Below are 14,071 nucleotides of genomic sequence, written 5' to 3'. Positions count from 1 at the left end.
TATTAGAGCTTTTTTCAAACATGCTCTAAGCAATGCAATCGCAGAATTTATTTTGCGGGGTATTCCTATGTTGTATTTAAGAAAAATAAAATATCATGTATTCGTTGCCATTTTGTCTGCTTCACTAATTTTCCCAGTGATAGGAAATGAAAAGCAAAGCCCGGAGCTTCTCGCCTGGTGGGGAACCATTTATCCCCAGTTCTGTTTTATGGAGAATCCAGATGAGAATGAGAAAGAAGCAGCAAAGCCGAGAATTCATTTCTGGATTATGGAGACTTTCCAGAATCTGGTAAAGTGATGATGCTATTGCTAAATTTTGTCTGGCAATCTGCACGCCCCACTTTGCGGTATATTTCACCCGAATTCGGTTGTCGTAGCCCACTACGACGCCCTCATCCAGGCAAAATCTCCCACAAATTGTGACGCACATCTTGCAGAAAGGCTTTTACAAACATGGTTTAGTGCCGGGCTTACAAATACTTGCAAGCCCGGTGCTTTGGTGTTAAAATGGGGGAACAGAATGGAAGAAATATAGAATTTGGAGATAGATGAATGAAGATAGACCGAGACGCCCCTGTAGGCGTATTTGATTCCGGTATCGGCGGACTGACTGTTGCCCGCGAGATCATGCGGAATCTTCCGTCAGAAAAAATCGTATATTTCGGGGACACCGCCCGTGTTCCATATGGAAGCAAATCCAAAGAGACTGTTATTCGCTATTCCCGCCAGATTATCCGTTTTCTGGAAGAGCAGCAGGTGAAGGCGATTGTAGTTGCCTGCAACACTGCTAGTGCGTTTGCCTTGGATGCAGTAAGGGAAGAATTTGATATTCCTATTTTAGGTGTGATCGAAGCTGGTGCGAAGGTAGCTGCGCAGGTTACCAGAAACAAGCGTGTAGGTGTCATTGCCACAGAGGGCACCATTGAAAGCGGAACTCATGCCAAGGTTCTGAAGCAGATTGACCCGGAGATTACGGTAATCGGCAAGCCCTGTCCCTTGTTTGTTCCTCTTGTAGAAGAGGGATGGACACACGATCCAGTGACAGTGGAGGTTGCCAGCAGATATCTGAAAGAGCTTCAGGAAAAGGGTATTGATACACTGATTCTTGGATGTACCCATTATCCTCTGCTTCGTTCCACTATTGGACAGATCATGGGGGAGGGTGTTCAGCTGGTGAATCCGGCATATGAGACAGCTCTTGAGCTTGGAAAGCTTCTGAAGGAGCAGAATATGCAGAGTACAGGCCAGGGCCAGTCCGATTTCCCATATCGCTTTTATGTAAGCGATTTAGCGGAGAAATTCAAAGGTTTTGCGAACTCAATTCTGCCGTTCGATGTAGAGAAAACACAGAAGATTGATATTGAAAAATATTGACAGCTACATGTAGAACCTGGAATCAATACTATTAGCAGAAGCTTAGGTAATTATACAAAAGAAAACGAATCTGAATTTAATTCAGATTGCACTGTTAGAAAGAAATGGATAGAAAATCATGGAAAAAGAAGTTTTAATTCATGTAAAAGGTTTACATATGATGGATGCCCCGGAAGGGGATGAGCCGATTGAGATCGTGGTTCCGGGAGAGTATTATTTCCGCAATGGCAGCCACTATCTTCGTTATGAGGAAATGCTGGAGGATCACGGAGATCCCACAGTAAATTATATCAAGATTTCCCCGAAAGGAATGGAAGTTCGCAAGAAGGGCCAGGTAAATACCCACATGGTATTTGAACAGGGCAAGCGCAACATGGCGTTCTACACGACTTCTTTTGGAACCCTGGAAATGGGCATTTCCGCTACCAATCTGGAACTGAAAGAGAGCGACAGCCGCCTTGATATGAAGGTGAATTATTCCCTGGATTTAAACCAGGAGCATGTGGCAGACTGTTGTCTGGATATTCACGCACAAGGCAAAAGTGCCGCAGGATTTGTGCTGTAGGAAATAATGAAGCCAATTTCCCACAGGTGGGGTTTTCAAGATAATAAAACAGACCAAACTTAAAGATATCAAAGTAGACGAAAGACAAGCAGCAAAATTTGTTCACAAAAAACTACAGCCAGAAATCTCTTCAAAAATAGAAGTGCTTTCTGGCTGTATTGTTATATTGCAGTATTGTTATTTTTTTCCCTGGCTGTATTTGCAGCAGCTTTCGTTGTCTCTGTGGCTGCAGTCGCAGCAACTGTGTTCACTGTTTCAGCAGCTCCGTCCGAACCCGCCTTCGCCGTCTCCGTCTGCGCCGGCATTGGAATCAAAATCTTCAAATGAAACCAATGATCATTGGCGCTCACATCCACCGCGCCGCCATATTTCTGAGCAGTATACTGCACACTTTTCAGTCCATACCCATGGAACTGCGCATCCTTTTTGGTAGTTTCCGGAAGCCCGTTCCCCAGCTTCATATCCCCTTCATAATAATTATCGAACAGAATAATCAGGAAGTTCTTTCTGGCATGCGCATTAATATGGATCAGCCTTTTCTCTTTATCTGGAATCTTCAGCTCGCATTCTATAGCATTGTCCAGCGCATTTCCAAAAATAGAACTGATATCCATCGCATTCATAAAATCAAAAAGTGTACCATCAATAACGCTGGTCATGGTAACACCATGCTTCTGGCAATACAGTGTCTTCAAAGTAAGCATAACATCCAGCACATTATTTCCGGTTTTATTCTGTGCCTCGTAATTCTTCAGCTCTTCTTCCATTTGATTCAGATAAGCATTGCGCTTGTCCATATTTTCCTCTGCACGCAGGGCAATGATGTGATGCTTCAGATCGTGATACTTGTAGTTGATCAATTCCACTGCCTCACGGGCCTGCTTATACTGTGCATACTGATTGTGAAGAAGATTCTGGACACTTTCCAGCTCATAACGCACGCGAAGATCCATACGCTGCACATGGTAAGCATACATAATGGCAACGCCTCCCAGATCCACCAGGGTTCTTACGTTATAAATCTGGTCAGAGTAATTTCCATAAAAAGGAAGATCGGGAGCAACGAACCCGAAATTGCTCATACAGAAAACAGCCAGTCCGATGATGGCATAAGAGGCCAGCTCTCTGCCTGTAATATTCAGAGACTGTTCTTTTGACTGGTAGCGTCGGTATAGACGCTCGCATATTCCAAATAAGATGGCATAGCAAACAACCAGGATCAGAATACTGCTTCCCGTCGGTACAGGAGTAAGTGAAGATCTTTCATGGAAGAACAGATCAATCTGCCATTCAAAAGAAGCTGCAAACTCTGCAATTACAAAAGCGCGTATGGTGTAATAGGCGGCATCCTTCCAGTTCACATCTGCACACAGATAAATAAAAGCATACATCATAAGTCCTGCAGCTGCCATACATAAGATCCACAGTAAATTGTCCAGCCCGGGAGTAAGATAAAGGAAAATGGACTGCAAAAATAAGACGCCTGCAGAAATAAGTATGAAGCGCCTGGTATTTACACGATGCTTAACTTCCAGGAGACAGATCATACAGGAAAGCCATTCTGCAATTGCAGTATAAATTCTTGGTATATTCGGAGATATGGATAATGGTAACATATTAATTTTCTCCCCAATATTTGGTAAGATCCTGGAGAAATGCATTCTGACGCGGACGGCTTAGCTGTAAGCTCTCGCCCTTTACCATAGCACATTTATCCTGGATTCCATCTACGTGTGCCAGATTGATCAGATAGCTTTTGTTTCCACGGGAAAATCCATAGCTTGTGAGGGCTTCTTCCGCTGCATTCATAGTTCCGGAGGCTGTGTAAACTCCGGTGCAGGTGTGATAGATCAGATTATGTCCCTGGCTTTCGATATAGTAGATATCGGAGGTATCAAGACGAATAATTCCGCCCTTCACAGGAATTACAACATAATTGCTGCTTCTGTGCTTCAGCTTGGAAATTGCCTGATTGAGGCGTTCCTTGAATGCGAAATAGGAGATCGGCTTCAGAATATAGTCCATAGCCCCCACCTTGTATCCCTGTATTGCATACTGGGTCATATTGGTAATAAAGATAATGACAACGCTGGAATCAACGCTGCGGATCTCTTCTGCGGCAGTCATGCCGTTTACGAATTTCATTTGGATATCCATCAAAATAATATCAAACTGAGATTTATATTTGGAAGTGATCTCATCTCCATCCCGGTATACGGTTATGTCAATTTCTTCATTAGAACTTTTCTGGTATTCCTGAAGATATTCCGTTAACTGCTGTACGTATTGTTCTTCATCTTCCACAATTGCAATTCTGATCATATATTTTTTCCTTTTCTGTTCGTATAAATATAATAAAACCAGAGTGAAAAATGGTTATCTGGTTATTCTTTATCAGATGTTATGTTCATGCTTTTTCCTATTATATATAGTTTACGCAGGGCGTGCAAGTGGTAAAAACCAGCCAGCCCTTTTAACATCATAGTACAATTGCAAAATGAATGAAATTAGAAATAGTGTACAAAAAATAAACCATACAAATGTGCATAATAAACAAAAGACATAACTAACCAACCGGGACTTTTAACAATTAATGCAAAAAAACAACAATTTATGCAAGTAAAGCAAAGAATGAAATGATTTGTGCTATATTCTTATTACAGCGAGGAACAAAGTTAAGTTCTTACAAAAAGGAGGACAACAATATGAAACAGAGAACCAGACGTTTGATGGCGTTAATGCTTACTGCAAGTATGGCAGCAAGCGGAGCAGCAGTTTCGGTAGCAGCTGCAGATGATCCATACAAACAGGCAGAGGCAGCTGCAGATGATCCATACAAGCAGGCAGCAGCCGCAGACGATGATCCGTACAAGCAGGCAGATGCAGCCGCAGATGATCCGTATAAGCAGGCAGGTGCAGCCGCAGATGATCCATATAAGCAGGCAGGTGCAGCCGCAGATGATCCATATAAGCAGGCAGGTGCAGCCGCAGATGATCCGTATAAGCAGGCAGGTGCAGCCGCAGATGATCCGTATAAGCAGGCAGGTGCAGCCGCAGATGATCCATATAAGCAGGCTGAAGCAGCTACAGATGATCCGTATAAGCAGGCTGCAAATGCAGACGATCCATACAAACAGGCTGAGGAAGCTTCTGATGCAACAGATGCAATTGGTGGAATTGTTCCAAGTGCAGATGCAAAATATACAATCTCCGTTACAGAAGATGGCTGGATTAAAGTTGAGAACGAAGATGGAGATACTCTTGGTCTGGCAGCTGATTCTGCAGTAAAACTTCTTGAAGCTGATGGCTATGCATTCAAGGATATGAACCAGAACGGTGAGCTTGATAAATATGAGGACTGGAGACTTTCTACAGAAGAGCGTGCAGCTGATCTGGTGAACCAGATGCAGGGCGAGGAAATGGCAGCAGTCCTGACACACGGTGGCTGGGGCGATTTCACAACAGAGCCTCTTGCTGAGGATGATGGTTCTTATACTTACTTAATGCAGGGCGGACGCGGCGGCGTTACCCGTAACATTAAACAGGGCGGAACTGCTCATGCAAAATGGGCAAACGCAATTCAGGCAGTTGCAGAGCAGAGCTTCTACGGAATCCCGGCTATGATCTCCATTGACCCGGCTAACATTTCCGGTCTTGTTGAGACTCTTTCCCTGGCATCCACAATGGATACAGAGCTTGCAGCTGAAATCGGCCAGGAGACAGCAAAAGAATATCGTGCAGCTGGTGTGAATGCACTTCTCGGACCGCAGGTTGATATTGCTTCCCCGATCATGTTCCGTTCAGGCGGCACATACGGTGAGGATCCGCAGCTTACACTTGACATTGCTACAGCATATATCAATGGAATGCAGTCCACATATGATGAGAACGGTGAAGATCTTGGATGGGGCGATGAGTCCGTATACTGCTTCACAAAGCATTTCTCAGGTGACGGTTCCACAGAAGGTGGACGTGATGACCATGCAAATGGCGGACGTTATGCAGTATTCCCAGGAAACAATCTGGAAGCACACCTGATCACATTCTTTGATGGTGCATTCAACCTTCCTGGAAAAACAGGTACTACAGGTATCATGACACAGTATGGTATTGACGTTGACGCTGACGGAAACCCATACGGCGGAGAGTGGGCCGGTGCTTACAATACATATCTGAACGGCATGCTTGATGAGGCAGGCTTCGAAGGCCTTAAGATCACTGACTGGGGTGTATATCAGTTCGCTGGTGTTTGGGGAGCTGAAGACCTTGAAGAAGCTGACCGTATCGCAACAAGCTGGGAAAATGGCGTAAACCTTCTTGGCGGATACAGCGATGTTGATACAGCAAAAGCAGCTTATGGTGTTCTTGTTGATCGTGACGGCCAGGACAAAGCTGATGAGATTATGCGTGCAGCAACAGAGAAATTCGTTGCTGTAATGATGAACCTTAACACATTCGAGAATCCATATGTAGATACAGCTTATGCTGATACAATCATCACAACAGACGGTTCCAGCGACTTCGCAAAAGAAGGCCAGAGAGAATCCATCGTTATGCTTAAGAACGACGGAACAATCAGTGCTGACGGTGCTGCTTCTGAGAAACCAACCGTATATGTACCATATGTATACAACACAGGATGGAGTGCAACATGGATGAGTGGTATCTCTGAAGGAACTCCAACATGGACTCCGGGAATGGATATTGACAAGCTTAGCCAGTACTTCAATGTTGTAACAGATACTCTTGGCGATCCTACCGGTGAGGCAGACGCTGAAGGAAATGCAACCTATACAAAAGATGATCTTACACGTGCAACAGCAGACGAGATCGCAGCTTGCGACTATGTACTTGTTGGTATGACAAACGCATATGCTACTTCCTATGAGTCTCATCTGTCAGGCGCATTCGGCGGCGAGCCGGTTTCTGACGATGTTGAGGAGGTTTGGTATCCGGCATCCCTTCAGTATGGCGAGTACACAGCTGATACAGCTCGTGAAGTTTCCATCGGTGGAAAAACTCTTGAAGACGGAACAAAAGAGAACCGTTCTTATAAGGGTGTAACCGCACACGAGGTTCCGAACTATGGCGATCTGGAAGCGCTTCAGTATGCAAACGAGAACGCAGGTGATGTTCCGGTAATCGTTTCCATGAAGATGGAGCGTGGAATGGTTTGGGATGAGGTTGAGCCTCTTGCAGACGTAATCCTTGTAAACTACAACCAGCAGCGCGAGGATATTGTAGCAGAAGTTATCCTTGGACAGACAGAGCCAACTGGTCTCCTTGTATTCCAGCAGCCTGTAAACATGGAAGCTGTTGAAGCTCAGCTTGAGGATGTTCCTCGTGATATGGAATGCTACACAGATGCAGCAGGAAATACTTATGACTTTGCATTTGGTCTTAACTGGTCCGGAAAGATCGATGATGACCGTACAGCTAAATATACAGCAGAGCCTCTTACAAAGGTACAGAACTTTGACTACTCTGCATATGAAGCAGCAAACAAATAAATAAAATATTAAGCTAAGCCTTGGTCAATGCTTAGTATGGCCCGGCAGAGAGAAATCTTTGCCGGGCTTTAAATTTACGTAAGATAACAGCTTTAACGAAAAGCAGATGTCTGGCTGGCTGTCGCAGACAATTCATGCAAAAACACAACAATTTGTGAAGTAAAGTCCTATACAATATGAATTTATGGTAAAATTCAAGTTAAAAGAAACAACCGCCAATGAGCCATATTTTTACGGCCGCGTGGATAAAATGAAGGAGGAGAAAAATGGTTGATTTATTAGTAAAGCTTCTTGGACCAACCCTGTACAATCTCGGTGTCAGTGAAGCGGACCTCATTTCTTACCTTACACAGCTGGAAGGCTATATTTATGCAATTATTGCCGCAGTTGTTGTACTGGTAGCTGTGATGTTCCTTGCTCACTTTGCGAAAAAGGGATTTCGCTGTGCAGTTCGTCTTGAAGCATTCATGGCATTTCTTACTGCTGTCCTGATCATTGTGAATTCCATTTGCTATGGTCCGATGTATGCAAACGTTTCAGGTTTCCTGAATGCATCAAAAGCAGAATTCTCTGAGGAGACAATCCAGCAGAGTAAAGACACAATTGAAAAAGTAGGAGAAGAAGGTATGGTTCTTGTAAAGAACGATGGTCTTCTTCCATTATCTTCTGATGTAACAAACCTGAATGTATTTGGCTGGGATTCCACCTGCCCGATCTATGGCGGAACCGGTTCTGCCGGATCTCATTCTGATGGAAACGTGAGCATTCTGCAGTCTCTTCAGGATGCAGGCTATAAAACAAATGAAACACTTTCCAATATGTACACAGAATACTGTGCAGAGCGTCCGACTATTTCCATGTCCGCTCAGGACTGGTCACTGCCGGAGCCAAACATGAAGCATTACACAGACGATATCATGAACGAAGCAAAAGACTTCTCTGATACCGCAATGGTTGTACTTGGACGTCCTGGCGGTGAGGGTGCAGACCTTCCTACCAACATGAGCGCTGTTATCAACGGTACTTACAATCAGGGACTTACAACCTCCAATGCGCCTGCAAACTGGCGTTACATGAATGCAACCTATACAAACAACGGTTCTTATGATGATTTCGAAGAGGGTGAGTCTTATCTGGAGCCTTCTGTAACAGAAGAACAGCTGATTGAAAAGGTTTGCTCCGAATTTGACAATGTAATCGTTGTAATCAATGCAAACAATACAATGGAGCTTGGCTGGGTTGATAACTATGAGCAGATCAAATCCGTTATCCTTGCTCCTGGAGCTGGCGAGACTGGTTTCACAGCACTTGGTGAGATCCTGAACGGTACTGTAAACCCATCCGGAAAAACAGCAGACACTTATGTTAAGAATCTGCTTTCCGCACACTACATTAACAATATTGGAAACTTCCCATATACAAACGTAGATGATCTGAAAGCACAGGCACTTGCAGCAGACTCTTCCTACAAGGGAAATGTTTCTTTCGTAAATTATGTAGAGGGAATTTATGTTGGTTATAAATTCTATGAAACAGCTGCTGACGAAGGTCTGATCGACTACGAAAGCAGCGTGCAGTATCCGTTTGGATATGGTTTAAGCTACACAACCTTTGATAAGACAATGACAAACTTCAAGGACAATGGGGATACCGTTTCCTTTGATGTTGAAGTAACCAATACAGGTGATGTTGCCGGAAAAGATGTAGTAGAAGTTTACTATACTCCTCCTTACACAAACGGCGGTATTGAAAAAGCATCTGTAAACCTTGTTCAGTTTGAGAAAACAGAAACACTGGAGCCGGGAAAATCCCAGACACTTTCCTTCGAGATTGCAAAAGAGGATATGGCTTCCTATGATTCTGATGAGATCAAGGTAGCTGGCGGCGGATATATCCTGGAGGCAGGCGAATACACAATTTCTGTTCGTTCTGATTCCCACACTGTAATTGCAGAAGAAACCTTTACCGTAGATGAGGACATCGATTACAGCACAGAGGGACGTTCTACAGATAAGACTGCTCCGGTAAACGTATTTGAAGATTATACACAGGGTGACTTCATCCAGCTTTCCAGAGCAGACGGCTTCAAGAATGCCGGAGCTTCCTGGGCAGCACCTACAGCAGAAGCAGCACAGATGTCTGATGAGCTTCGTGCAGAAGTAGAAGCAAACACATTTGGTATTTATGACAGCACCAAATACGACAACGCAGATGATAAGATGCCGACTCTGGGCGCTGACAATGGTCTTACCCTCTTTGATCTGAGAGGCGTGGATTATGATGACGCAAAATGGGATGAGCTTCTCGATCAGCTTACTTACGAAGATATGGCTACCATGATCAACGTTGGTGGATGGCAGACAGCAGAGGTTACATCTGTTGGTAAGATCGCAACATCTGATTGTGACGGACCTGCCGGTCTGAACAACTTTGTAACTAAGACATATGGTACTTCTTACCCGACAGAGGTACTGCTTGCACAGACCTGGAACAAAGAGCTTGCCCGTGAGGTTGGAGAATCTATGGGTCAGGAGTTCTCAGATGTTAAGAACTATGGATGGTACGGACCTGCTATGAACACACATCGTTCCGCATTTGCAGGACGTAACTTTGAGTATTATTCTGAGGATGGCGTACTTGCCGGATATCTGGCTATGAACCAGGTAAATGGTGCAGTAAGCAAGGGTGTGTACCCATATGTTAAGCACTTCGCAGTAAACGATCAGGAGACAAACCGTGAATCCTTCCTGCTTACCTTTGTTTCTGAGCAGGCAATGAGAGAAATCTACCTGAAACCGTTTGAGATTTGTATTAAAGGCTTAGAGGGCGGCTCTATGGCTGTGATGACATCTTATAACTGGCTTGGAAGCGTTCCGGCTTGTGCAAACTCTGACCTGCTTCAGACCGTTCTTCGCGATGAGTGGGGCTTCCGCGGCATGGCAATCACAGACTATGACGGATCCTATGGCTACATGATTTCCGAGAACTGCGTAAGAAACGGAAATGACCTGATGCTTGGATATGGTAATGCAGCATCCAATCAGTTCCCGAATCAGAGCGCAACAGGAACACTGGCAATGCGCAACGCATGCAAAAACATCATGTATACAATTGTAAACAGTGGTGCATATGCAGGAGATGAGAATCCGGTTGGCGGAAAATCCAATATGGATAAGCTCTTCATGAAAGTCAATGTAACAGCTGGTGTTGTAATCGGCGTGATTGCAATTCTTGTACTGGTACGTGCACTTCTTAAGAGAAAGAAAATGAAAGCAGCAGAAGCCGAAAACGCTGCGAAATAAGATTGGTTTATAATGAGAGGCTGGCGCAGATAATGCGCTGGCCTCTTTTGGAAAGGAGACATATGAAGACAAAGAAACTATTGAGATATTCTCTGTTTTTTCTGCTTCTTTTTGCAGGGGAAAGCACCGTCCTGGCACAGGATACTGTAGAGGAAATCAATGCATGGGAGCAGGACTGTGCAGAAGAAAGCACTGTAAATCCAGGTACAGAAGGTTTTGTCACAAGCCTTCCGCTTGATCCTTCATATGCGGAAGAATGTAAGGAACGGGGGACTGTCGAAACATTGACATATACCTGTCATTCCTATGCTCTGGAGGCGGTCACAGGAGAAAGCAACATTATGCTTGAGAAATCTGTGAATGTATATCTTCCATACGGATATGATGAAAATCAGGAATATGACATACTTTATTTGCTTCATGGAACCGGAGGCTTCGAGGATTACTGGATCGGGAATAGTTCCACCGGAAAAGTGGCCTGCAATGTGCTGGACAATATGATAGAAGCAGGAGAGTGTGAACCTGTGATTGTGGTTTCCCCAACTTACTATTCTCCAACAGAAGAGATGGGGTATCGGAAAATGGATCCAATGGAACTGTTTAATAATGAGAAGGATCCTTATGCGGACCAGTGGCCTATGTATTTCTGGAAGGAATTGAGAAACGATATTATACCCCTGATTGAGTCCACCTATTCCACTTATGCAGAAAAAGATGTAAGCGAGGCGAAGCTTCAAAAGACAAGAGATCACCGAGGATTCGCAGGACTATCAAGGGGATCAAAGACAACAGTGAATTCCGGAATGATGCACTGTGCAGATCTGTTTGCTTATATTGGCTCTTACTCCGGCGCATGGGCAGATGTGGAAGCGTTTAAGGAGATTCTGGAGTCAGAGGAATACAGGAATTGTGATTTTAAGTATTGGTACAATGGAAACGGAACAGAGGATTTTTCCCTGGAAAATCACGAAGAATTTCTGAATGAAGTTCTGGAAAAAATGCCGGATCGTTTTTCCCTGGATAAAAATGTGGCGTGGGTGGTGTTTGACGGAGGCGGTCATGCCTATAACTGCTGGATTGCAGATTTGTATAATTCTTTGCTTTTTTTCTTTAAGAAATAGAATTGGAAATTCAGAATCGGATACCGCCTGAACGTAATCTGTAGGGTTTTGAGCGTGGGATGCTGTAGCTTTTTTCCAGGTTTCATTTTACAATGTAAGAAGATATAAATTTGCAGAAAGTAATTTAACGATCAAATAAATCTGGAGGAAATGAAAATGGAAAACACATTTTGGATCTGGTATCCGGGAGACTTTGAATTATATCACGCTATGAAGCAGAATTTCAGTCGTGTGGAGAGAGGCTTTGGCTGGCCGGCATTCTGGAAGAGCGAGGGCTTCCGCAACCGTGTGGCTCTTCGCCGCGTTTATGAACTGGAGCAGGAGACTAGCTTTACCGTATTTTCCAATGCAGTGGGCCATGTGCTGGTAACCTGGGAAAATGGGGAGAAGAAATATCCATTTGGAAAGAAAATCACAGCAGGACCTGGAAAGGTGAGAATTTCCATTCACGCAGGCTGTGTAGAGGCTTTTCCATGCGCTTATGTGCAGGGCGAAGTGATTCATTCTGATAAGACCTGGACAGCCGAGGATTATTCCCAGCCTGCAGTTCCGGTTGGCGTATGCAAGTATTTCACCAAGCCGGAGCAGAATCCCACTGTTTGGGAGTATACAGAGAAAGAGTGCAGGCCGGTGAAGATTACAGAGGTAAACGGCGGCGTGCTGGCGGAGTTTGAGACAGAACTGACTGCGGCTGTTTATGTGAATGACAAACGAAAAGAGACTGGAGATAATCAGGAAAGATGCATTACTGCAGAAGAGAATAACGCAGGAAAGAATGATGCGGGAAATGCAGAGTGCGGCTTAGAAGTTTATTGCGGAGAGTCTGAGGATGAGGCTCTTGATCTGGAGCATTGCTATTACAGCTGGCAGCCGGATCCGGTGACAAAGAGATGCCCGTGCTGTGCAGTACGTTTCGCGTTTATTCCGGACTGCAAGGCTGAGGATGTGGAGATTACCGCATTCTATCAGTATGTGGATTTTCCGAAGCGTGCTTCCTTTAAGAGCAATGATGAGAAGCTGAACAAAATCTGGGATGTGGCAGAGCATACCTTCCGGCTTTGCAGCGGAATCTTTTTCCTGGATGGCGTGAAGCGTGACAAATGGATCTGGTCCGGTGATGCTTACCAGAGCTTTTTCGTAAACCAGTATCTGCTGGCAGATCCGGATATTGATCAGAGAACTCTTCTGGCGCTGCGCGGAAATGATCCGATGACCAGACATATCAATACCATTATGGATTATTCCCTGTTCTGGATTCTGGGCGTGCTCTATCATTATGAAGTGTACGGAGATCTGGAATTCGTGCGTCAGGTTTACCCGAAAATGTGCTCTCTTATGGAGTTCTGTGAGGAACAGCTGGATGAGAACGGCTTCCTTGTGGGAAGAGAGAATGACTGGATCTACATTGACTGGGCAGACATGGACAAGACAGGCGCCCTTTGCGCAGAGCAGATGCTGTTTGCTGCATGCTGGCAGGCAATGGCGAAGGTAAGTGATGCCCTTGGGGAGAAAAATCCGGAATACACTGAGAAGTATGAGAAGCTGATCAGCCAGATCCGTAAATTCTACTGGGATCAGGAGAAGGGCGCATTTATTGATTCCTTTGAATCCGGCAAGAGAAATGTGACTCGCCATGCCAATATTTTTGCAATTCTGTTCCATATTGCAACAGCAGAAGAGCAGGAGAAAATTCTGGAGAATGTAATTAAGAATGATGCCATTCCGGCGATTACCACACCGTACTTCAATTTCTTTGAACTGGATATGCTTTGCCAGACCGGAAATCTGGAGTTCGTGCTGAACAAAATGCGCAGCTACTGGGGCGGCATGCTGGAACGCGGCGCGGTAACCTTCTGGGAAGAGTTCGACCCCAAGGCACCAGTGGAAGAGCAGTATGACATGTACGGCGACCGCTTCGGCAAGAGCCTCTGCCACGCCTGGGCCGCAAGCCCCATCTATTTTCTGGCGAAATATTTTATGGGCCTGAAGTTCACCGCAGTTGGCGGAAAGGCATTCGAGCTGGAGCCTCACACTGAATTCTTCGACAGTTTCGACTGCACCCTTCCTGTAGCAGACGGCCAGGTTCACCTTACCTGGGACGGAAAAGACCTGAAGGTAGAGACAAACGCCGAGGGCGGTGTGCTGAAGGTGAATGGGGAGTGCAGGAAACTGGAAACAAGCCTGTAATATTTGAGAATA

At 44.9% G+C, this 14,071-nt stretch carries 9 protein-coding genes and 1 pseudogene; 8 read left to right on the top strand and 2 right to left on the bottom strand.

The window, feature by feature from the left end:
- The first annotated feature begins 67 nt into the window (after positions 1 to 67).
- From H8S54_RS03255 to H8S54_RS03245, 4 genes and pseudogenes are all read left to right on the top strand, one after another.
- Positions 68 to 298 carry a hypothetical protein gene (locus H8S54_RS03255; protein WP_178105240.1) on the top strand — a complete coding sequence of 77 codons (231 nt, stop codon included), beginning with the start codon at positions 68 to 70 and terminating at the stop codon, positions 296 to 298.
- Between the two features lie 87 nt (positions 299 to 385).
- A pseudogene (locus H8S54_RS18770) lies at positions 386 to 535 on the top strand (DUF6783 domain-containing protein); the annotation flags it as partial.
- A gap of 17 nt (positions 536 to 552) precedes the next feature.
- Positions 553 to 1,374 carry a glutamate racemase gene (murI, locus tag H8S54_RS03250; RefSeq protein WP_117849418.1) on the top strand — a complete coding sequence of 274 codons (822 nt, stop codon included), beginning with the start codon at positions 553 to 555 and terminating at the stop codon, positions 1,372 to 1,374.
- Positions 1,375 to 1,492: 118 nt separating this feature from the next.
- Positions 1,493 to 1,939: a DUF1934 domain-containing protein gene (locus tag H8S54_RS03245; RefSeq protein WP_021925187.1), complete on the top strand. Its 447-nt coding sequence runs from the start codon at positions 1,493 to 1,495 to the stop codon at positions 1,937 to 1,939.
- 161 nt (positions 1,940 to 2,100) lie between these two features.
- Here H8S54_RS03245 and H8S54_RS03240 read toward each other — a convergent pair whose 3' ends face one another.
- Together H8S54_RS03240 and H8S54_RS03235 are read right to left on the bottom strand one after the other, a co-directional pair.
- Positions 2,101 to 3,351, bottom strand: coding sequence for an ATP-binding protein (locus H8S54_RS03240; RefSeq protein ID WP_243176606.1), 1,251 nt, complete (start codon positions 3,349 to 3,351; stop codon positions 2,101 to 2,103).
- A 205-nt stretch (positions 3,352 to 3,556) separates the two neighbouring features.
- On the bottom strand, positions 3,557 to 4,261 hold the full coding sequence (locus H8S54_RS03235) for a LytR/AlgR family response regulator transcription factor (RefSeq protein WP_117849416.1): 705 nt from the start codon (positions 4,259 to 4,261) through the stop codon (positions 3,557 to 3,559).
- Between the two features lie 383 nt (positions 4,262 to 4,644).
- Between H8S54_RS03235 and H8S54_RS03230 the strand changes: the two genes are divergently transcribed.
- From H8S54_RS03230 to H8S54_RS03215, 4 genes are all read left to right on the top strand, one after another.
- Positions 4,645 to 7,449 carry a glycoside hydrolase family 3 N-terminal domain-containing protein gene (locus tag H8S54_RS03230; protein ID WP_186900905.1) on the top strand — a complete coding sequence of 935 codons (2,805 nt, stop codon included), beginning with the start codon at positions 4,645 to 4,647 and terminating at the stop codon, positions 7,447 to 7,449.
- Between the two features lie 266 nt (positions 7,450 to 7,715).
- Positions 7,716 to 10,751, top strand: coding sequence for a beta-glucosidase (locus H8S54_RS03225; protein WP_186900904.1), 3,036 nt, complete (start codon positions 7,716 to 7,718; stop codon positions 10,749 to 10,751).
- A 62-nt stretch (positions 10,752 to 10,813) separates the two neighbouring features.
- Positions 10,814 to 11,872 carry an alpha/beta hydrolase gene (locus tag H8S54_RS03220; RefSeq protein ID WP_186900903.1) on the top strand — a complete coding sequence of 353 codons (1,059 nt, stop codon included), beginning with the start codon at positions 10,814 to 10,816 and terminating at the stop codon, positions 11,870 to 11,872.
- A gap of 156 nt (positions 11,873 to 12,028) precedes the next feature.
- Entirely contained in the window at positions 12,029 to 14,059 is a 2,031-nt protein-coding gene (locus H8S54_RS03215; protein ID WP_186900902.1) for an alpha-L-rhamnosidase-related protein, read from the top strand.
- Positions 14,060 to 14,071 lie beyond the last annotated feature (12 nt).

It is taken from the genome of Blautia segnis (genome assembly GCF_014287535.1).
Lineage (GTDB): Bacteria > Bacillota > Clostridia > Lachnospirales > Lachnospiraceae > Blautia_A > Blautia_A acetigignens.
The sequence above is the reverse complement of the archived record's forward strand: the minus strand, read 5'-3'. Positions and strand labels throughout refer to the sequence as shown.